This window comes from Clostridium carboxidivorans P7 (assembly GCF_001038625.1).
Taxonomy (GTDB): domain Bacteria; phylum Bacillota; class Clostridia; order Clostridiales; family Clostridiaceae; genus Clostridium_AM; species Clostridium_AM carboxidivorans.
In genome coordinates, this window is record NZ_CP011803.1 from 419,339 (window position 1) to 440,448 (window position 21,110).

Consider the following 21,110-nt stretch of genomic DNA (forward strand, 5'->3'; position numbering starts at 1 on the left):
CTTTTCCAAAGTGTCAATTTTCACTGAGGTGAAGTTTACACGATTTGAAGACAATAATTCTTGATATTTTTGGGGGAGATGTAGATGGGAAAAAAATGTGTGTTGGTTTCTGAATGTAAGATAGGGGATATAATTGCGCAAAAGATAGTAAGTAAATATGGTGCAACCATTGCTGTAGAAAATACTGTCATAAACAATTATATAATAAAGAAACTTGCTACATTTGAAACAAAATATATTTGGATTTATAGTATAGATAAAGATGAGTTACCTAAAATCGACAAAACTAGCTTTTCCGATGTAAAGAAAAATTATAAAACTAACATTATAGAAATAAATCAAGTGGTAAATGATTTATGTAAAGGAAAAAAGGTAGAAGTGAACAAAATAGATAAAATATCTAATTCAATTTATAAGAACATAAATGATGAATACTATATTGTTAAATGTCTTAGTGAATTGAGAGATTCTGAAGAGTATGTATATACTCATAGTGTAAATGTATCTTTTTATGGAATGCTTTTAAGTAAGTGGTTATGTCTGACTAAAAAGGATATAAACCAAATAGTTGTAGCAGGACTTCTTCATGATATAGGAAATGTGAAGGTGCCTATTGAAATTTTAAATAAAAAAGGAAAAGTGGATGTGGAAGAATTTGATGAAATTAAGAAGCACCCTATTTATGGATATAACATGGTGAAAGATACTAGTATTGTATCAGATGTAGTGAAAGAAGTTATATTAATGCACCATGAAAGAATGAATAGTACAGGGTATCCCCTTGGTAAAGACGGTGATGAATTAAGCATATATTGCAAAATAATTGCTGTTGTAGATGCTTATGATGCAATTACATCTGACAGAACCTACAGAAAGAGAAGAACTCCTTTTGAAGCTTTTGAAATACTTAAAAATAATAGCATGGAATACTTCGATATACACGTAATGGATACCTTTTTAGAAAATATAGCAGCTTGCTATGTTGGATCGAAGGTTTTACTAACTAATGATGAGGAAGGGGAAATTTTATATGTACCTCCTCATTGTATTACAAATCCTGTTGTAAGTATTGGGGAAAGATATATTGACCTCTCCAAAGAATCAGATATTAAAGTTAAAGCAATGCTGTAATTTATAAATATGTGTTTCCATATAATTATACAAAAGGCTTATTTTTACAAAAGTCTATTATTAGTATATATCATTTGCAAGATTTTGTAAAGATCAAAAGATAGAATATTATGTTTAGAAAATAACCTATAAAAGTAAAAAGCTTTTATAGGTTATTTTTATAAAAAAACTATGATTCGGAGTGTTTTTTACAGTATTCATTAAATATAATTACAAATGATGTTACATATATAAGTAATAATATTATTGAAGTGCAAAAACCATAGAATACGATATCTATTATTTCTAATTCCATAAAATCACCTCACAACAATAAGTAGTGTATTTACATGTATACTACTCATTATGTTTTAAATTTGCTTCATATATTATTTTAGACAAGTTATCTACAGGTTATACAAATATGTTAATTAATTATAGAAATATAAGATTATAGGGTGATATAGATAGTCAAGTGTTTAAATATATTTATAGGAATTGCAATGAGTTTATTTTTAATTACTAGTATAATTGAAAGGATTTTGTTAATTAATGACGAATAATAAATTAACAAGTAGTTTGCTTGGATAACTGTGGAAAAAACCGAAACGTATATATTTTTGGGAAGAAACATTAAGGAGTGATATTATGAAGAGTATTAAAGCAAAATTGTTAACTTATTTTGGTACATTGCTGATATGTGGCTGTATAATTCTTGGTATTATAGCATATGCGTCTTCAAATTATATATTAGGTAAAAATACGAAAGAGTTGTTAACGGAAACTGCGACGCAATCTGCAAAGTTAGTTACTAATCGTTTAGATTCTAAAAAAGCTATTTTAGAAACCATTGCTCAAAGAGATGATATAAGAGATATGAATATACCTTTTGAAAAAAAGGCTGCCATACTTAAAAGTGAAGTTTCAAGAACTGGTTTTAGCAGTATGGGGATTGGAAACTTAAATGGTGAAGTTAATACTTTTGATGGAGGACATGCAGTAATTAAAGATAGGCCTTATTATCAAGAAGCATTAAAGGGTAAATCTGTTGTTTCTGATCCAATAAAAAGTAAAACTGATGGAAAATTAATTATCAATGTGGCAGTACCTATTAATGATAAAGATGGGAAACAAGTAGGTGTTTTATTAGGAGCTACAAATGCAGCTGAATTAAGTTCTATTACTAATGATATTATAGTTGGTAAAAGTGGTAAAGCTTTCATTATAAATAAAGCTGGTGTTACAGTAGCTAATTATAATAAAGATTCGGTGGAAAAAGGTGAAAATGTAATTGAAGAAGCTAAAAAAGATTCTTCCATACAAGGATTAGCAAATATACAGAAAGAAATGATTAAAGGAGGTATTGGTGCAAGCGAATATATGTATCAAGGACAGCATAAATATATTGCTTATGCACCTATAAATAGTACTGGATGGTCTATTGGAATTAATGTTTTACAAAGTGAAATTTTATCTGAATTATCTACATTAAGGTTATTTATAGCATTAGGATCTATAATTATCATTATTATTGGAGTATTACTTGCTTATTTTGTATCAAAGGCCATTGCAAATAAGGTTACAAGTATTTCATCGCATTTAAAATTATTGGCAAAAGGTGATTTTAGTGTAAAGATACCTGAAAAGTTTTTGAATAGTAAGGATGAAATAGGAGATGCTTTAAGATCTTTAGCTAAAATGCACGATGATTTAGTTGCTTTAATAAAGGAATTGATAGGAAAATCTAAAGAGATGAGCAGTTCTAGTGAGGAATTATATGGAACTGTAAAAGAACTTACAAGAAAAGCGGAAAGTATAGAAAAAGCAGTAAATGATATAGCAGATGGAGTTCATGAAACAAGTGCAGTATCAGAGGAGATAAGTGCATCTATAGAAGAAGTAGATTCTAGTATTAATGAGCTTTCAGAAAAAGCTGCAGAAGGAACTAACAATGCAAATGGAGCTAAAGAAAGAGCTACTGAAGTTAGAAATAACAGCGAAGCAGCTATAAGAGAAGTCCGAAAAATGTCAGCTGAAAAGGAAAATAATATGATGAAGGCTATGGAGGAGGGGAAAGTAGTTGAAAATATTAAATCCATGGCAGATACCATAGCAAGTATTGCAGAACAAACAAATTTACTTGCACTAAATGCAGCTATAGAAGCAGCAAGAGCAGGTGAACAAGGAAAAGGTTTTGCAGTGGTATCAGAAGAAATAAGAGAGCTTGCAGAACAGTCAGCAGAAGCTGTAAAAAGTATTCAAGAAACCATAGTGAAAGTGCAAGGAGCGTTTAAAAATAGTACCGATACTGGAAAGGAAGTATTAGAATTTATTAATAAAGATTTATATGAGCAATTTGATGCTTATGCAAAAACTGGTAATCAGTATTACGATGATTCTGATTTTGTAAGTAAAATGTCTGAAGAAATTGCTGCTATGTCAGAAGAGATTACTGCCACAGTAGGGCAAGTAAGCAATGCAGTACAAAATATGGCAGAAACAGCTCAAAAATCTAATGAAAAATCAGAAACTATAAAGACAAATGTATATGATACCACAAAAGCTATAGAGCAGGTGGCATTAACAGCTCAAGTTCAATCTGAGCTTGCTCAAAAGCTTAATGAGATGGTGGAAAAATTTAAGATTTAATGATAAAGTAATATAGTATTCATACTAATTCATTTATGGGAGGATAAGAATATGGAAAAATCCAAGGTATATTTTACAAACTTAAGGACTAAGCCTGGTTTAAACTTATTAGATAAGCTGGAAAGATTAATAAAAAAGGCAGGCATAGAAGATATTGATTTTAAAAATAAATTTGTAGCAATAAAAATTCATTTTGGAGAACCAGGAAACTTAGCTTATATAAGACCAAATTATGCTGCAAAAGTAGTAAAGATTATAAAAGAACTAGGTGGAGTACCATTTTTAACAGATTCTAATACTTTGTATACTGGTAGAAGAGCTAATGCTGTTGATCATTTAGATTCTGCCTTTGAAAATGGTTTCAATCCATTAACAGTAGGTTGTAATATAATCATTGCAGATGGACTTAAGGGTACTGAATATAGAGAGATAGAGGTTGATGGTAAGCATTGTAAAACTGCTAAAATAGGTTCTGCCATAGCAGATGCTGATATTGTTATATCAATGAACCATTTTAAAGGACATGAAATGACTGGGTTTGGTGGAGCGCTAAAGAATTTAGGTATGGGTTCAGGATCAAGAGGTGGAAAACTTGAAATGCATTCTGCTTCACAGCCTAAAATAAAAGAAAAGAATTGTAAGGCATGTAAACAGTGTATAAAGAGTTGTTCACAAAAGGCTATAAATTTAAATGAAAATAAAGCAGCTTCTATAGATTACAGCAAATGTATAGGATGTGGACAGTGTGTTGCAGTATGTCAATTTAATGCAGCACAGGTTGTTTGGAATGAATCAGCAGATACAGCAAATGAAAAGATAGCTGAATATGCTTATGCTGTTATAAAGGGCAAGGAAAATTTTCATATTAACTTTATAATGAATGTTTCGCCAGATTGTGATTGCTTTGATTCAAATGATTTACCTATTGTACCTGATATAGGAATAGCTGCGTCCTTTGATCCTGTTGCGCTTGATAAAGCAAGTGTTGATTTGGTAAATAAGGCACCAATCATTGAAGGTTCTATACTTACAGATAAACATTATCATGAAGGTGAAGATAAATTTAATCATGTGCACATGAATACAAATTGGGAAACTGGATTAAAGCATGGTGAAGAAATAGGAATGGGAAATTTAGAATATGAATTAGTAACAGTATAGTGATAATATTTAAAATTGATAGTTGATAGTAAGAAGATGAACTATGTATAATTACAATGAAATATTTGATAAAAAGGGAGTGTCTAAAATGCATAAATATGCATTTTAGACACTCCCTTTTTCACTAATATAGTTTGACATGCTTAATTTATAAATGATATACTTTTATTAATAAGATAAACAAAAAATGCATTTAATGTAAAAACATAAAGTTTACAATTTAAATAAAACATAATACTATCTAATGTGATGTGTTCAAACATTAGAAGGTTAAAAAGGGAGGGTAAAAATGGCATATCAATTTTCACCTATAAAGTTTGATAATATGGGTTATATTAGAGATTCGGTATTTTCCATTTTACGTAATGCTATTCTTGATGGAAAATTGGAACCTGGTCAAAGATTGGTAGAACGCAATATTGCAGAACAACTTAGAATAAGCAGAACTCCGGTTAGAGAAGCAATTCGTAAACTTGAATTGGAAAAACTAGTTATTCATATTCCTCGTAAAGGGGTAGTTGTTTCTGGATTTACTAAAGATGATGTTGCAGAAATACAGTTAATGAGAGAAGCATTAGAATCCCTTAGCTGTAGTATTGCAGCTTCAAAAATCAAAGGCAAAGATCTAGAAAAATTAGAATCTGTTAATAACAAAATGTTAGAGGAATATGAAAAAGGAAACATTGATAAATCAATATCAGGCAATAAACAATTTCATGAAATTGTTTACAAAGCTGCAGAAAGTCCTCATTTATATTATTTTGTTAATACACTTCGTGCTTATATAAGTAAATTTACAAAATTAACATATACCAAGAGTGGTCGTATGAAAGAAGTATACAATGAACACAAAGAAATTATTGAAGCTCTACGTAAACATGATAGCAATAGAGCATATGATATAGCTAAAGCACATGTAGAAAGAACTGGTAGAGTATTTTTAGAAATGTCATATTCAGATAATACTTAATAAAAAGCTAGGATAAATTGTGTAACTTTAAATAAATTTTATGAAATTAGGTAAGTCTAAGTTATCTATTATACTAATAATAAATAGTTAAAGATATTGAGTTTATGGTATAATTCTAAATTTTTAAAATGTAAAAAATATAGTGAAATCAAAAAAAGACAAAAACATTTTATGTTAATTATGGAAAAGTATTGCAATTAAAAATGTATGTGCTATAATATAAGTAAAGACGGACAAAGCAGAACATTCAGAAAATTCTCTTCAAATTATTTGCTTAAAAAGTGTATTCAATATAAATAAAATGGATTGTGACATAATATAAAGTACAATTTTAATGAAAATTATTTTTTTCATTAAAATGGTATACCGTATACAATATACCGCTAGAATAATGATGCACTAAGATAATATTCTATTCTTTTTAAATATTACACTTAATAAAAATATAAGAAATCACTATGTAAATCACAATTTGAATTAAAAAATGTTTTGGAGAAAATGGTATACCGTATACCAAAATGAAGCTATTAAAAATAAGATTTTTCTAGTTTAATACCTACTAAAAATAGCAAAGAGGTGTTTAGGATGGTTGGAATCAATACTATTAAATTAAAGGTTAAAGAAGGATTAGTAGAAGATTCCCGTAAAGGCATAGTCCGAATAAATAGAGAAGATATGGAACAATTGGGTATAGATACAGGAGATGTGGTTAACGTTAAAGGCAAAAAAGATACTGCAGCTAAGGTTTATCCATCATTTAATGATATTTATGGAGTACCACTTATACAAATGGACGGAATTATTAGAAGAAATGCTGGTGCAGGATTAAACGAAGTAGTAACAGTTAGCAAAACTGAAGTAAAACCAGCAAGAGAAGTAGTACTTTCTCCAATAGATATGTTCTTTAAATGTAAAAAGGATGATGCAGTGGAGATAAAAAATTTAATAAAAGGTATTCCGATATTAATTGATAATGAAGTATCTTTAATGGTTTATGGACATAATGAAGTTGGGTTTCATATAACTGGAACAGCGCCCTCAGGTCCAGTTCAGGTAACTGAAAAAACTGAACTTGTTTTTATAGACTGTGAACTTGGAGGTTCAAAAACTAGAGTTACCTATGAAGATATAGGTGGTTTAAGTTCTCAAGTGAAAAAGATAAGAGAAATTGTAGAATTGCCTTTGAAATATCCAGAAATATTTAGAAGATTAGGCTTTGAAGCACCAAAAGGTATTTTGCTCTATGGACCTCCAGGCACAGGGAAAACTTTAATTGCTAAAGCAATAGCATCTGAAACAGAAGCTCACTTTATCCATGTCAATGGACCAGAAATAATGAATAAGTATTATGGTGAAAGTGAAGCTAAGATTCGACAGATTTTCAAGGAAGCTAGAAATAAGGCCCCAAGTATAATTTTTCTTGATGAGCTTGATTCTATAGCACCAAGACGAGAAAATGTTCACGGTGATGTGGAAAAGAGAGTAGTTGCACAATTGCTTGCTCTTATGGATGGTTTAGAAAGTAGGGGACAAGTTGTTGTAATAGGTGCTACTAATATACCTGATTCATTAGATACTGCACTAAGACGTGCTGGTAGATTTGATAAAGAAATTGCTATAATGCCTCCTGATAAAGATGGAAGGTTTAATATATTACAAATTCATACAAAGGGCATGCCTCTTGATGATGATGTAGAATTAGAAGAGTTAGCTAAAATAACTCATGGTTTTGTTGGATCAGATCTTTCGGCTTTATGTAAAGAGGCTGGTATGGTAGCTTTGCGCAGTTCGCTGGATAAAATTGGACTAGATGGCAAAATACCGCTATTCAAAATTTCTATGGATGATTTTATGAAAGCTTTAATGGAAATCGAACCATCAGCTACCCGTGAATATGCTACAGAAATTCCTGATGTAAAATGGGAAGATATAGGAGGTTTAGATGAAGTTAAGGATACCCTGAAAATTTTGCTGGAGATTCCACTTACAGATTCTAAGTTATGCAGGGAATATAGTTTTACATCTCCAAAAGGCATTTTGCTCACTGGGCCATCAGGTACAGGTAAAACTTTAATTGCAAAAGCCGCTGGAAATTCTACAAAAGCAAATTTTATCACTATAAGTGGTCTTACTTTAGCCTCTCACTGGAAAGGACAATCCGAAAAGATTCTTCATGATATATTTATTAAAGCAAAACAAAGTGCCCCATGTATTTTATTCTTTGATGAAATCGATGCCATTATCCGTTCTAGGTCTGATATGTCAAGTAATTTAACAGAAAGGCTTATAAGTCAGCTTGTATTAGAATTTGACAATTTAGAAAAAACTAATGGTGTTACAGTACTTGCAGCTACTAATAGAATTGATTTAATTGATTCGGTTTTAATAAGAGAAGGGCGTTTTGAATATATACTAGAACTTAATTTACCAGACATCCATGAAAGAGAATGTATTTTAAAAATTCATTCCCGAAATTTACCTATATCAGAAGATGTGGATTTTAAGTTATTAGCTGAAGCTGCAGATGGAATGACAGGAGCAGAACTAACTAACTTATGCCATAAATCTTCGTTTATAGCACTTACAGAAGCAATGAAAACAGGTTCAAAAGTAAAAATAGATCAACGCATTTTTAACCAGGCCATTGCTAATGTAAATGTTCAAAAACAACTTAAGGAGGTGGTCGCCCACAATTCTTAAGTAAGCACTAAATCAAAAATATTGATTATTAAAGGAAGGAAGGTGTAGAACAAAGTGATGAATAAAAATTTGTTCGCTGAACCAGATTTAAAGCAAATCACAGTTTGGGGAAGAGGAGTGTATGAAAACAAAGAAGCTCGTGACGTAGTTGTTTCTTTAACTGAAGCTGCAGCCTTAGAAGGACAACGTGTTCAAGCTTGGGAGAATTACGTTGATCTTCCAGATCGTATTTATGTTCCAGTAAGAGCATATGGAAAAATTAGTCCTAATGAAATTGAGTCAAAATATGTTTATGAAAATGAGGAACCAGATATAGTTGTCCTTACAGAAGAGACTCTTGTTAAAGGAGTAGACATATTGGCTGGAATTAGACCAGGAGCTATTTTGGTAATTAACACTAAGAGAGCACCTGAGTATTTGTTCAAATTCATAAAGAAAAATACTGAAAATCTTTCAAAAATAGTTACAATAGACGCTAATAAGTTATCAAAGTCTATTATTACTCTTTCAGGAGCAGAAGGTGCTACTGATGCATCCGGTATAGGTAAAGGAATGGGTGCTGCATTAGCTGCTGCTGTTGTTAAAGGTACAGGAATTGTTAAGTTTGAAAACTTGTTAGAAATTGTTGTTAATAAGAGTGCTGCAAAGAAAGCTTATGATCAAGCTGTTGTTGTAGATGTAAAGAGCTTACCTAAAGCTTCTGCTTAAAATATTAAGGGGGTGTCGTAAAAATGGCTGTACCATATGAAAAGATTCCTTTTGCAGGGACTGTCCCTTCACCACAAAAAGAAAATGAAGGAATGATCACTGGTAATTGGCGTACAAGAAGACCAGTACTAGATGCTGAGAAATGTGTAGAATGTCAAACTTGTTGGATTAGCTGCCCTGATTCAAGTGTTAACCTTATGACAAAGGATCATCCTATTAACTTTAATTTAAAGTATTGTAAGGGTTGCGGTATTTGTGCTGAGGTTTGCCCAGTTGGAGCAATAAGCTTAGTTCCTGAGTTAGATTTTGAAGATTAAGTTTAATATTAACAGGAGGTGAATTTAAAAAAATGAAAAGTAATATAAAGAGAATGTCAGGTTGTGTTGCAACAGCTAACGCAATCAAATTAGCTAATGTTGATGTTATTTGTTCATATCCAATACGTCCATACACTGGAATTATGTCAGAATTATCAAGAATGGTAGCAGATGGAGAGTTAGATGCTGAATTTGTTCTTGGTGAAGGTGAGCATGGACAATTAAGTGTTGTTTATGGTGCTGCAGCTGCAGGAGCTCGTGCTTTTACAGGCAGTTCAGGAGTAGGTGTAACTTATGCAATGGAAGTTTATTCACCAATATCAGGTGAAAGATTACCATTACAGATGGCAATTGCTGATCGTACATTAGACCCTCCAGGAGATTTCGGTTCTGAGCAGACAGATGCTTTATGCTGTCGTGATCAAGGCTGGATACAAGGATGGGCATCCACTCCTCAAGAAGCTTTAGATATGAGTCTTATGTATTATCGTATAGGTGAAGATCCTAGAGTTCTTTTACCTCAATATGCTTGCCAAGATGGATATTTTGTATCTCACATACTTGGTGAAGTTGATGTGCCATCACAGGAACAAGTGGATTCATTCTTACCACCATATAAGAATCATCATGTTTTAGATACAAGAAATCCTCAGATTATAGGAGCACAAATGGAACCTGAAATGGGTCCTGGTACTCAATATCAGCGTCATTTAGCTGTAGAAGGTACTTATAAAGTAATTGAAGAAGTTCATGATGAATTTGGTCGTATATTTGGACGTAAATATAATCCATGGTTAGAAGAATACATGACTGATGATGCTGAATGTGTTATCTTCATGCAAGGTGGACATGCAGAAACTGCTAAGAATGTTGCTAAACATTTACGTAACCTTGGAGAAAAAGTTGGTGTAGTTAGATTACGTACATTCCGTCCATTCCCAACACAGCAAGTAAGAGACGTTTTGAGAAAATTTAAGGTTGTGGGAGTAGTTGATAACTCAGTTAACTTTGGAATTTCCTGTGGATCAGGTGTTCTATTAACTGAAGCTAGAGCAGCTCTATATAACAATGATGAAAAAGTTAAAACAATTGGATTTGTTGCTGGATTAGGTGGATCAATGATTACTCATGAGGAATTCTATAAAATGTTTAACATATTAAAAGAAGTTAACAAGACAGGCAAAGTTGAGAAACAAAACTATTGGGCACCATTTGAACTATAAGTATGAGGGGAGGAAGTCAAGTGTTAGAAGAAATTAAATCTATTAAACAAGCACCAGTAGAGGAATATTATGTTCCAGGTCATCGTACATGTGCAGGGTGTGGTCCTGCTTTGCAGTATAGATTAGTTGCTAAAGCTGCTGGAAAAAATACAATTTTCATAGGACCTACTGGTTGTATGTATGTTGCAAATACAAGTTATGGTTGTGGTCCTTGGGCAGTTCCATGGATACATGCACAAATTACTAATGGTGGTGGAGTTGCATCTGGTATATCAGCAGCTTTTAAAGCTATGATAAGAAAACATAAAACTGATGCAGAATATCCAAATATAATCGTTATGGCTGGAGACGGTGGTACAGCTGATATAGGAATTCAAGCTCTATCTGCAGCTTTCTATAGAGGTCATAATATAGTATTTATTTGCTATGATAATGAATCTTACGCAAATACAGGAATTCAAGCTTCTCCAACTACTCCATATGGTGCATGGACTACGTTCACACCAGCTGGACCTGTAGTTCCAGAAGGTAAGAAGCTTATGCCTAAAGATATTACAAAGGTTATGGCACATGGTCATCCAGAATTAAAATATTTAGCTACTGCATCACTGGGATATCCACTAGACTTAATGAATAAAGTACGTAAAGCTTGTAATGCTGAAGGACCAGCTTTCTTATACATTCATGCTCCATGTCCAAAAGGTTGGAGTTTCCCAGCTGAAAAAACAGTAGAAGTAGCAAAATTAGCAGTTGATACAGGTATGGTACAATTATATGAACTTGTTGATGGACAGTATAAACTAACTGTTTCACCTAAACAATATAAACCAGTTAGTGAATATATTAAATACCAGGGTAGATTTAGTCATCTACAACCAGAGCATATAGAAAAACTTCAACAATTTGCAAATCAAAGATTGAAGGAAGTTGGAGTAGAGAATACTGTATCTCAAACAACAAAATAAATAATTTTAAATTAAAGTTGTACTTAATTTAATAAGGTAATTAGCAGAGTTTGCCTGCTGTGTTAACCCCGGGCCAATTTATAATTGATCCGGGGTTATAATCAAGTAAAAATATTTTTGGTTTCAACTTGTTGGTGCTTTTGCATATATGGTAATGATTGCAAACCTCCTCTCAGCCAATTGCTGGTTATTTACTTGATAGAATTGGTCCAAAGATGGTATCCATTTTATCAGGTATACTGGTTAGTGTTGGATGGAGTATGATTGGACAAACTCATTTTACTGCTGGTCTTTACTTTTTCTACGCTGTAGCAGGAGGAATTTATGGTGGAAGTGTTAGTACAGCAGTTCGATGGTTTACTGATAAACGTGGTCTCTGTTCTGGATTAATAGTTGCAGCATTGGTTCTGCATACATTACATTAGCAGTAACAATGAACTCTTTTGCTAATGGTGTTAGTAGATTTTTCTGGGGATGGATTTCAGATAGGATAGGACATTATAAAACTATGGTTATTGGTTTTGGTCTAAATGCAATGTTCTTATTTTTACTTCCAGTATAAGAAGACAACATGTAGAAAGTCATCCTGTACAAACAGCATGACCAGATCTGAATAATATTTGGTAAACAATTAAGTATGTGTTCTAACTTAATTAAGTCTACTTTTCGGGGAATGTATTTTGCCGAATATCTCTCCTTACTCTTGCAGTATATCACAATATTCAGAGTATTGCAATGGCATTTGGGATACCAAATACTATTGCAATATCCTGAATGGTGATATATTACAAGATATATAGAGTATTATCTTAAAAATATTTTTATTTTTAAGATTAACAAATTTCGTTACATTTTTTAAGATAAAATATGCTTGTTCTCCTCCTCTGTACCTTATTATTTCATTGTGGAGGAAAATATAAAAGTCTAACAGCTAAAATGTTAGGTGAATCAAGATTTGCGGAATTCCGCAACGGAGTAAAATTATTATATGAATAAGGGAGGTAATCTGTCATGTTAAAAAAGCTAGATGACAAAAATTTTGAAAGTTTTATAGGAGGAAGTTTTTATTCAACTGTAGGTTTTTATTATCCTTCTGTAGAAAATGAAGACAAAATGTTAGAAGTAATTGAGGAGTTTTCAAAAACACATGCTAATGTAGCTTGTGGTACAATGGATATTATTGGACAAGAAGTACCAGATGAATATGGTATCGGTAAAGATGAGAGCCCGGTTATAGTTGTATTTAAACAAGGTAATGCAATTAAAGCTGTAACTGATTTTTCAGTCAAAAATATTGAGGCTGCAATTACGCCACCAGGAAAAAATATAACTTTGCAGTAAAATTAGAGATCAAAATAGATTAAATTGACACATAAATTCTCTAAAAAATGATCGTTTTTATTTTTAGTAAGTAAATGAAGTGAAAAAAGGTATGTCGTACTACGAATAAATCTCACAACATATTGTATGTGAATTTCTTAGTGCGACAACCTAATTACATTCTTTTTAGCTTCAATGGTGTCAAAGGAATTGCATCTTCTTTAGATGGTGGCCTAAGAGTTTTATTAGCAAATTCCTTTGGATGGTGAATGTTACATTTAGTGAGATATACATAGAAGATAAGATTTACTTGACAAATGGTAATAAATGGTTTACATTACTTAAATTTCATGTTATACTTAAGTTGTTGAATATGGATATATAACTTGAAAACTAAATTATGTACAGTTAATAGTTGTTTTCGCTTTCCACATTTAGTATTATAAGCATACTTGGGTCATCCTTTGTGGTATTATTGCGTTTTTAGCGAAAGCATTATACCATAAAAAGGATGACTTATTTATGCCTTTGTTGATCAAAAATTTCAACTTCGTACAAGAGATTGATAGGGTAGCTTTACATAATGTTTAATATAAAATTGAATCTGGTATAAAAGTACCAACATTTAAAGTTGGTTGCTCACTGGTACATGCCTTTAATTGCAAAGGCTAACGTAAATTTTATAAAAGCAAATTTTATCATTATAGTGTATACTGTATACCATTTTATAATCAATAAATATAGGAATTTCACGGGTAATACTTAAAGAAGCAATAAAAATAGTTTTTAAAGTAAAGAGGGATCAATGAATTTTTGAATAGGAAATTGCTTTAATATATTGTATACGGTATACCATACGAAATATAAATTTTCAAAAATAACTTAAGGAGGTGGTTGAGTGCAATTATTAAGTCAATTCTAAATCAAAATTATTAATTATAAAAGGAAGGAAGGTGTAGAACAAGAGGTTACAATCAAGTGAAAATATTTAGTGATAAAAATTAATTTTTTGCACTAAATATGTAATAAATTAAAATTTAATATTTTTAGAGGAGGAGAACTGAATGTCTGATATTGATGACATGAAAATCAAAAATCTCAATGCTTATGGTCCATTTTGTGGTAATCGTTGGGTTCAATTGATTTCTGCTTGTTTAGCCATGGTAATGATTGCTAATCTTCAATATGCATGGACTTTGTTTACTACTCCATTAGTTAAATCACTACACTCGTCTTTAGTTGCTGTTCAATACGCGTTTACTTTGTTTATAATGTTTGAAACCTTTGTTCAGCCGGTAGGTGGGTTGTTACTTGATAAGTTTGGCACAAAACTAATGTTTGCCCTTGCTGGTGTACTAATTGGTGGTGGATGGGCAATGCTTGGTCAAGCAACTTCAGTTACTGCTTTGTATTTTTTCTATGCTGCTGCAGGTGTTGGAGCTGCAATTATCTATGGTGGATCTGTTAGTGTTGCTGTTCGTTGGTTCCCAGACAAAAGAGGATTGGCATCAGGTTTAATAGCAGGAGCTTTTGGAATAGGATCAATGCCTTTTGTTCCTGTAATTAGCAAAATATTAAAAGCCAGTGGCGTTGCACAAGCTTTTGGTTATACAGGAATACTTCAAGGTGTTATTGTTGTAATTATTGCATTCATTCTACGTTATCCTGTTGGCTCAAAAATGCCTAGTCAAAAAGAAAAAGCTGCTAAAGCTGATCCTGCAAAAATTGGATTCAGTCCTAGTGAAGTATTAAAAACTCCTCATTTCTGGCTGATATGGACAATGTTCTTTTCTATTAGTGTTGGTGGACTTATAGTTACAGCTAATACAAAACCATTTGGTACAAAATTAGGAATAGCTTCTTCAGTTATTATAGCTGCTGTTATGATGAATAGCCTTGCTAATGGCATAGGAAGAGTTTTCTGGGGAACTGTTTCTGATAAGCTAGGTCGTGCAAGAACAATGTTTATATCCTTTGGTTTAAATGCAATTTTCTTATTCTTGTTGCCTATGTTTGGAGGAAAAAGTGGTGCTGCATATGTAATTCTTTTAATGTGCGTAATGTTTACATGGGGTCAGTTATTTAGTTTATTCCCATCAATAAATGCTGATATGTTTGGCTCAACTTATGCTGCTACTAACTATGGATTTATATATAGTGGTAAAGGATTTGCTTCTATTTTAGGTGGTGGACTAGGAGCTGCACTTGCTGCTCACTATAGTTGGAATGTTGTATTTACAGTTGCAGCATTATTTTCATTGTATGCATCATTGATGTCTTTAGTTTTACCAAGAATACCAAAGCCTGTAAGAAGACAGAATACTATAGATAATTCTAAACCTACTATCCCTCAATAGTATTTGGTTTGTCCTTAAATATAGTATTTCGGTAAGCCGGTTCTTACTATTGGGAATATATTTCGTGGAATATATTCCCATCTACTTATTGTAGTATAACATAATATTTAAAGTATTGCAATAGTATTTGGTATACCAAACACTATTTTTAAAATAAAATTATGTGTTAAATACTCATGTTTTTTAATGAGCACTACATTAAAATTTGCCCTCTGCCCTATTGTCCTAAATAAGAATCAGTTGATATAAATTCAAAATGTAAATTCTGGATACCAAATGCTATTGCAATATTTTAAAGAGTATTAAAGTTATATTTTTCATACCTTAAACATTAATGAAAATTTTTCAAGGTTATCTGCACTATCTTTTATATGATGTACTTGTTCAACTATATAATTTGTCATTTCTACTACACTAGATGTTTTAGAAGCTATATTTGTAGTACCTTCAGCACCTTCATTTGAGGCTAAAGTTATTCCATTTAATGATTCGGTCATGTTTAACATTAGCTTTTGGATTTGTTCAGTTGCTATGCTAAAATCATTGGATAAATTGAAGACACTTTCTGCGTCCTTATTATAGGTTTCTCCTGTTTGAACCATTGTGATATAGTCATTATGTACTTGTTTGTCAACAAATTCCAATATTTCATTAGAGCTTTCTGTTAGATTTTTTACTGAGTTTAATACTATTTCTGTTATGTTTTGTATTTCACCTACAGTGGTTGCAGAGCTCTCTGCTAGCTTTCTTATTTCATCTGATACTACTGCAAATCCTTTACCAGCTTCACCAGCTCTAGCAGCTTCTATAGCTGCATTTAGTGCAAGAAGATTAGTTTCAGATGTGATTTGTAATATGGTATCAGATAGAACTTTGATTTGTTCAACTGCTTTTGATTTTTCTATTGCATTTTTTAAATTTTTATTAGTTGAAGAATATACCTCATTTGCACTTTTTTGAGAGGATAACGCGATTGATTTTACTGAAGTTGCTCTACTACTTATTTCCTTTGATCTTAGAGCAGTTTCTTTAGCTTTATAGGTAACATCCTCTATAGTGTCTTTTATTTGATGCGATGTAGCATTAATTTCTTGTGTGGATGCAGAAGTTTCTTCCATACCAGCTGAAAGCTGCTCTGTTGTTGCAGATACATCTTGTATATCCATATTTAGTTTTATTAAACTATTATCAGCGTTGTTGAGCATAGACTTAATACTAGAGGACTCATTAATTACAGATATTAAAGCTTCTCTTATAGAAATTTTCATTTTATCTATAGCCTGCAGCATTGTGCCAAATTCATCTTTACTGCTTAATAAGTTAGGTGGTATATCTTTAGTAAAATCTCCTGTAGCGAGTATTCCCAGATAGTTTGTTGCTGCATTTAATGAAAATACAATAGGTTTTACTATTAAAACTGTAAGCAAAGCACCCAGAAGTATAGCGATAATTAAAATAATTGTAGACATCCTTAGAGATTGGTTATAAGCTATTTGAGTTTGATTATATGTTTCATCAACTTTTTTCATATGGTATTTAACTAGAGCATTTGCTCCAGAACGAAAACTGTCTAAAACACTTGTGTTGTTAGCAGAAAAATAAGCATATATATCTTCAGATTTTACATTTCCAGAAGAAGACATATCTCTTATTTTTGTGCATACTTCAGTGTATTTTGGTAACTGTTTTTCTAGTTTATTCACAGAATCTTTTTCTGATTGAGTTAAATTAAGGGTTTTATATTCAGCAAGATCATTTTTTATTCCTTTAAACTTTGAATCTATTTCATCTAAGAAAGCCTTTTGATTTTGCTTATTTCCATTGTTTTGAATTAAATTAAGTAAATCATATTGTACAGTTCTGGACTGTATTCGCATGTCGTCCATTATATTTATAGCTTTAATATTTTGATTATGAATGTTAGATATGTCTTTATTTGACTTTCCGTTAAAATAATATCCTGTAAAACTGATAATAAAACAAAATGATAATAAAATAACAGATAATATTGAAATTTTATATAGCATTTTTAAATTTTTAAACATTTATATGCCTCCTACGCTATTTTAAATTTTATTTTCAATTGGGAAAATATAGAGGTTTATATAAGTTTTGTGAGTATTAAATAATAAAAAAATTATTTGTTTTAATATTAAGTTGAGTGTATATAAAAATACAATTAATAATCTTGCTAAAATTATACTATATAAGGATTTTAACGTCAAATTGTGAGAAAATAGAATATAATCAAACAACTATTTTGATATTATGGAAACTATAGTAAAAGTCTTTATCTATTATAAATAATTTTAATTATGAAAATAAGCTTACTTGTGGAGAATTTACGATCAATGAGGAGAGTGTTTGAAAATTAAAAGAACTTATTGATGAGTTTTAACTAAAAACTGATAAGTAATAGGTTATATTATAAAATTGGAGATATAATGAAAGGCTTACAGACAAAAACTGTGAGCCTTTAAATACTATAAATATCGGAAAACTCAATGTTGACTTTTTCCATGCAATCTTGATTTTCGTTTAATAGAGTAGAACTAGAAGTTGGTATTTTTTCAGGTATCGTTCTTATAGGAAATTTCATGGTAAATTCACTTCCTACACCAAGAGTGCTATTGACAGTTATTTTACCACCATGTTTTTCAACTAATGATTTTACTATGGCTAGTCCTACACCACTTCCTTCACATTCTCTTGATAGCGATTTATCAATTTGATAGAAGCGTTCAAATATAATTGGAAGTTTGTCTTTGGGTATTCCTTTTCCGTCATCCTTTACTGAGATAATTAAATGATCCTGTTTATCATATAAGCTGACCCATATATTGCCTTCAGGTTTTGCGAATTTTATTGCATTTGAAATCAGATTTAATATTATTCTTTCAAACTGATCTATATCAATAGCCATTATCTTTTCTTCCACATCAGTGTCAAAGGTTATTTTTATACCATTAGATTTTATATATTCTGCTACTGACAGCACAGTATTTTCAACTACTTCTACAACATTTAAATTTTTTAATTGAATATCAAAAAAATCTGAATCTATTTTCGTTAAATCAATTATATTGTTTACTAATCTTAATAATCTATAGCTGTTTTGTTTAATTATATCAATATACTTTTTTTCAGTATTTTCATTAATTTTTTCATTTAAATGTGTAGAGTTTTTTTCATTTAGTAGTTGTAATGCTGATAAAATGATAGTTAAAGGCGTCTTTAATTCATGCGAAATATTTGAAAAAAATTCAGTTCTTAGTTTATTATACTCTAGTGCTTCTCCTAGCATTTTATTACTTTCTTTTAGTTTAATTTCTTTTAGTTCTAATTCAGAATTTTTCAGTACAGACCATTCAGCTTCATTTTTTATTAAAGTGTATTTATGATTACGAATGACATCAGCAATTTGGAAAGAAGTACATTTCAATAAATTATATAGGCATATAATTGTAAAAGGAAGATTGCCAATAATATTATTAAGATGAGTTTCATAATCAGAAAAGCTGAACCATAAATTTTTATCAATCCAACCAATATCTCCAATAGCTTTTACTCCTGCAAAGCCTTTAGTCTTAGCAAATTCTATATATTTAAGCCATCTATTTGTCACTTTTTCTCTGTGAAAATTACCATCTTTAATATACCAATCAATATAAGGTATTAACAATAGCTGACGTTTCATGATATATTGTTCTATATCATTGATGGATTTTTTCAATATTTTTATAATCACATTTTTATCAATGCCACTATAAACCCAAATACATAGCTCGTTGTTTTCAAGCCCAGCTTTAATATAATTTATTAATATATCTGAGAAATCATCTCTTGATAAATAAAACATACACATATGCGTACCCCATGATATTTTTCCAAGACCCTTAATTCCTGATTCTCTTAGTATTTCCAATTTTATTCCCCCCATAAAATTTATTTTCCCCTATAAATGAGTATTTTATTTTGGTTAAAAATTAAACATATAAGTATTTTATTTTTAGAGTTCATCAGAAGGCTTGCAAACAAGCTAGTTGTATTTTTAGTACGCTTCAAGTCTAATTATTTTTTCTTAAAATTTATCCTAAAATATAAAGTAACGAATTATATATATAATACCACAATTAGTCATAAAATTCTATATAATGTATATTGTATCAAAAAAATACATAAAAGTTGAATATTCTAATCACTTTAAAATATTTCATGGTGAATTTAGACATATTAAACATTAAATGGGAAATATTACATGTATATTAGTGTAATCATTAACTACAATGTATACAATTGTAATGAAGTTTTAACAATCATGTATTAAAAAAACAACAAATGATAGATAAAAATCTTCGTATCACAGGAAAGACATAATTTAACATGTTTTCTGTGGTATAATCATCAATAATGAATAAAAATTAAAGGAGTGATAATGTGACAGGGAAATATATAGTGTCCCGTTTTATAAAAAATTATGAGGATACTAATGATATAAAGGTAAGAGAAAGGTATGGTATTTTAAGTGGTATTTTAGGAATAATAATAAATTTAATCCTTTTTATAGTGGAAATTATTATTGGATTTATAACGAATAGTATTGCTATAGTTGCTGATGCCTTTCATAATTTAATTGATGTAACAAGTTCTGTAATATCTCTTGTTGGTTTTAGATTATCAAATAAACCAGCAGATAAAAATCATCCTTTTGGTCATGGAAGAATGGAGTATATATCTGCACTTATAGTTGCATTTTTAATTTTAATGGTTGGATTTGAATTTGTTAAAACTTCTTTTGACAGAATTATGCATCCAGAGCCAGTAATCTTTAATGTTACCACCTTAATAATTATAGCTTTCGCCATACCTTTAAAGTTATGGCTCAGTTATTTTAATAAATCTTTAGGTAAAATAATTAATTCATCTACCCTTGAAGCTACAGGTAGAGATGCTTTAAATGATGTGGCAATATTAAGTGGTGTAATTATTTCATTATCATTTAGTTACATATTTAAAGTAAATATAGATGGATATGTCAGTATGATTGTAGCAATATTTATAATGCTGTCAGGAATATCCTTAATAAAAGAAACAATAAATCCACTTTTAGGCGAAGCGCCTGATCCAGAGTTAGTAAATGAAATAAAAGCTTCAGTACTTAAATATGAACATATTTTAGGTGTACATGATATTATAATTCACAATTATGGTCCTGGAAGGTCAATGGCTTCTCTTCATGCAGAAGTTCCAAGTAATATATCAATTATGAAAATCCATGAAATAATTGATAGAGGGGAAAGAGAACTTTCAGAAAAATATAATATGTTCGTTGTTATTCACATGGACCCAGTATGCCGTAATTCAAAAGAAATAATTGATGCTAGACATGCAGTTCAAGGAATACTTGAAAAATTTCCTGTTATAAGTTCTTTTCATGACCTTAGAATAATAGGAGAAGGCGAAAATAAGAATCTTGTTTTTGATATAGTAATAGGTTTTGATAAGGAGATAACAGAAGAAGCTGAAGAAAAACTTAAATTAGATATTGATACTGAAATTAAGGCTGAGCATGCTGGATATAATGTAGTTGTAACTATTGATAGGGATTATGCAAGTTAATTTGTGATGAG

16 protein-coding genes are annotated in these 21,110 nt (G+C 30.7%); 14 read left to right on the plus strand and 2 right to left on the minus strand.

The features are described 5' to 3' along the window. Positions 1-84: 84 nt before the first annotated feature. The 13 genes from Ccar_RS01910 (at position 85) to oxlT (ending at position 15,480) form a co-directional block, all read left to right on the plus strand. Complete coding sequence (locus tag Ccar_RS01910; protein ID WP_007062756.1) at positions 85-1,131, plus strand: HD-GYP domain-containing protein; 1,047 nt, start codon at positions 85-87, stop codon at positions 1,129-1,131. A 627-nt stretch (positions 1,132-1,758) separates the two neighbouring features. Continuing rightward, a complete protein-coding gene (locus Ccar_RS01915; protein WP_007062754.1) occupies positions 1,759-3,759 on the plus strand; it encodes a methyl-accepting chemotaxis protein in 2,001 nt (666 codons plus the stop codon). Positions 3,760-3,810: 51 nt separating this feature from the next. Then, complete coding sequence (locus tag Ccar_RS01920) at positions 3,811-4,920, plus strand: DUF362 domain-containing protein (RefSeq protein ID WP_007062753.1); 1,110 nt, start codon at positions 3,811-3,813, stop codon at positions 4,918-4,920. Between the two features lie 289 nt (positions 4,921-5,209). Next, entirely contained in the window at positions 5,210-5,890 is a 681-nt protein-coding gene (locus Ccar_RS01925; protein WP_007062752.1) for a GntR family transcriptional regulator, read from the plus strand. Between the two features lie 585 nt (positions 5,891-6,475). Continuing rightward, positions 6,476-8,590, plus strand: a complete 2,115-nt coding sequence (locus Ccar_RS01930; RefSeq protein ID WP_007062751.1) for an AAA family ATPase — start codon at positions 6,476-6,478, stop codon at positions 8,588-8,590. Between the two features lie 57 nt (positions 8,591-8,647). Continuing rightward, positions 8,648-9,298: an oxalate oxidoreductase subunit delta gene (locus Ccar_RS01935; RefSeq protein WP_007062750.1), complete on the plus strand. Its 651-nt coding sequence runs from the start codon at positions 8,648-8,650 to the stop codon at positions 9,296-9,298. Positions 9,299-9,321: 23 nt separating this feature from the next. Then, entirely contained in the window at positions 9,322-9,615 is a 294-nt protein-coding gene (locus tag Ccar_RS01940; protein ID WP_007062749.1) for a 4Fe-4S dicluster-binding protein, read from the plus strand. Between the two features lie 32 nt (positions 9,616-9,647). Next, a complete protein-coding gene (locus Ccar_RS01945; protein WP_007062748.1) occupies positions 9,648-10,838 on the plus strand; it encodes an oxalate oxidoreductase subunit alpha in 1,191 nt (396 codons plus the stop codon). A gap of 20 nt (positions 10,839-10,858) precedes the next feature. Next, positions 10,859-11,803, plus strand: coding sequence for an oxalate oxidoreductase subunit beta (locus Ccar_RS01950; RefSeq protein WP_007062747.1), 945 nt, complete (start codon positions 10,859-10,861; stop codon positions 11,801-11,803). Between the two features lie 158 nt (positions 11,804-11,961). Further along, entirely contained in the window at positions 11,962-12,228 is a 267-nt protein-coding gene (locus Ccar_RS01955) for an MFS transporter (RefSeq protein ID WP_007062746.1), read from the plus strand. 8 nt (positions 12,229-12,236) lie between these two features. Continuing rightward, complete coding sequence (locus tag Ccar_RS27525; protein WP_007064448.1) at positions 12,237-12,365, plus strand: hypothetical protein; 129 nt, start codon at positions 12,237-12,239, stop codon at positions 12,363-12,365. A gap of 449 nt (positions 12,366-12,814) precedes the next feature. Then, positions 12,815-13,144 carry a hypothetical protein gene (locus Ccar_RS01960; protein WP_007062745.1) on the plus strand — a complete coding sequence of 110 codons (330 nt, stop codon included), beginning with the start codon at positions 12,815-12,817 and terminating at the stop codon, positions 13,142-13,144. 1,043 nt (positions 13,145-14,187) lie between these two features. After that, a complete protein-coding gene (oxlT, locus tag Ccar_RS01965) occupies positions 14,188-15,480 on the plus strand; it encodes an oxalate/formate MFS antiporter (protein WP_007062744.1) in 1,293 nt (430 codons plus the stop codon). Positions 15,481-15,797: 317 nt separating this feature from the next. On the opposite strand, the gene Ccar_RS01970 is transcribed toward oxlT, so the two are convergent. Together Ccar_RS01970 and Ccar_RS25965 are read right to left on the minus strand one after the other, a co-directional pair. After that, positions 15,798-17,525: a methyl-accepting chemotaxis protein gene (locus Ccar_RS01970; protein WP_007064447.1), complete on the minus strand. Its 1,728-nt coding sequence runs from the start codon at positions 17,523-17,525 to the stop codon at positions 15,798-15,800. Between the two features lie 431 nt (positions 17,526-17,956). Next, entirely contained in the window at positions 17,957-19,405 is a 1,449-nt protein-coding gene (locus Ccar_RS25965; protein WP_169823837.1) for an MEDS domain-containing protein, read from the minus strand. 512 nt (positions 19,406-19,917) lie between these two features. Between Ccar_RS25965 and Ccar_RS01980 the strand changes: the two genes are divergently transcribed. Then, complete coding sequence (locus Ccar_RS01980; protein WP_007061698.1) at positions 19,918-21,099, plus strand: cation diffusion facilitator family transporter; 1,182 nt, start codon at positions 19,918-19,920, stop codon at positions 21,097-21,099. The last annotated feature ends 11 nt before the right edge of the window (positions 21,100-21,110 follow it).

Excerpts from the sequence above, each read along its gene's own strand:
- Ccar_RS27525 (WP_007064448.1), top strand. The coding sequence starts at position 12,237 with ATGAACTCTTTTGCTAATGGTGTTAGTAGATTTTTCTGGGGATGGATT.
- Ccar_RS01970 (WP_007064447.1), bottom strand. The coding sequence starts at position 17,525 with ATGTTTAAAAATTTAAAAATGCTATATAAAATTTCAATATTATCTGTT.
- Ccar_RS01940 (WP_007062749.1), top strand. The coding sequence starts at position 9,322 with ATGGCTGTACCATATGAAAAGATTCCTTTTGCAGGGACTGTCCCTTCA.
- Ccar_RS01915 (WP_007062754.1), top strand. The coding sequence starts at position 1,759 with ATGAAGAGTATTAAAGCAAAATTGTTAACTTATTTTGGTACATTGCTG.
- Ccar_RS01910 (WP_007062756.1), top strand. The coding sequence starts at position 85 with ATGGGAAAAAAATGTGTGTTGGTTTCTGAATGTAAGATAGGGGATATA.
- oxlT (WP_007062744.1), top strand. The coding sequence starts at position 14,188 with ATGTCTGATATTGATGACATGAAAATCAAAAATCTCAATGCTTATGGT.
- Ccar_RS01945 (WP_007062748.1), top strand. The coding sequence starts at position 9,648 with ATGAAAAGTAATATAAAGAGAATGTCAGGTTGTGTTGCAACAGCTAAC.
- Ccar_RS01935 (WP_007062750.1), top strand. The coding sequence starts at position 8,648 with ATGAATAAAAATTTGTTCGCTGAACCAGATTTAAAGCAAATCACAGTT.
- Ccar_RS01960 (WP_007062745.1), top strand. The coding sequence starts at position 12,815 with ATGTTAAAAAAGCTAGATGACAAAAATTTTGAAAGTTTTATAGGAGGA.
- Ccar_RS01925 (WP_007062752.1), top strand. The coding sequence starts at position 5,210 with ATGGCATATCAATTTTCACCTATAAAGTTTGATAATATGGGTTATATT.
- Ccar_RS01920 (WP_007062753.1), top strand. The coding sequence starts at position 3,811 with ATGGAAAAATCCAAGGTATATTTTACAAACTTAAGGACTAAGCCTGGT.
- Ccar_RS01930 (WP_007062751.1), top strand. The coding sequence starts at position 6,476 with ATGGTTGGAATCAATACTATTAAATTAAAGGTTAAAGAAGGATTAGTA.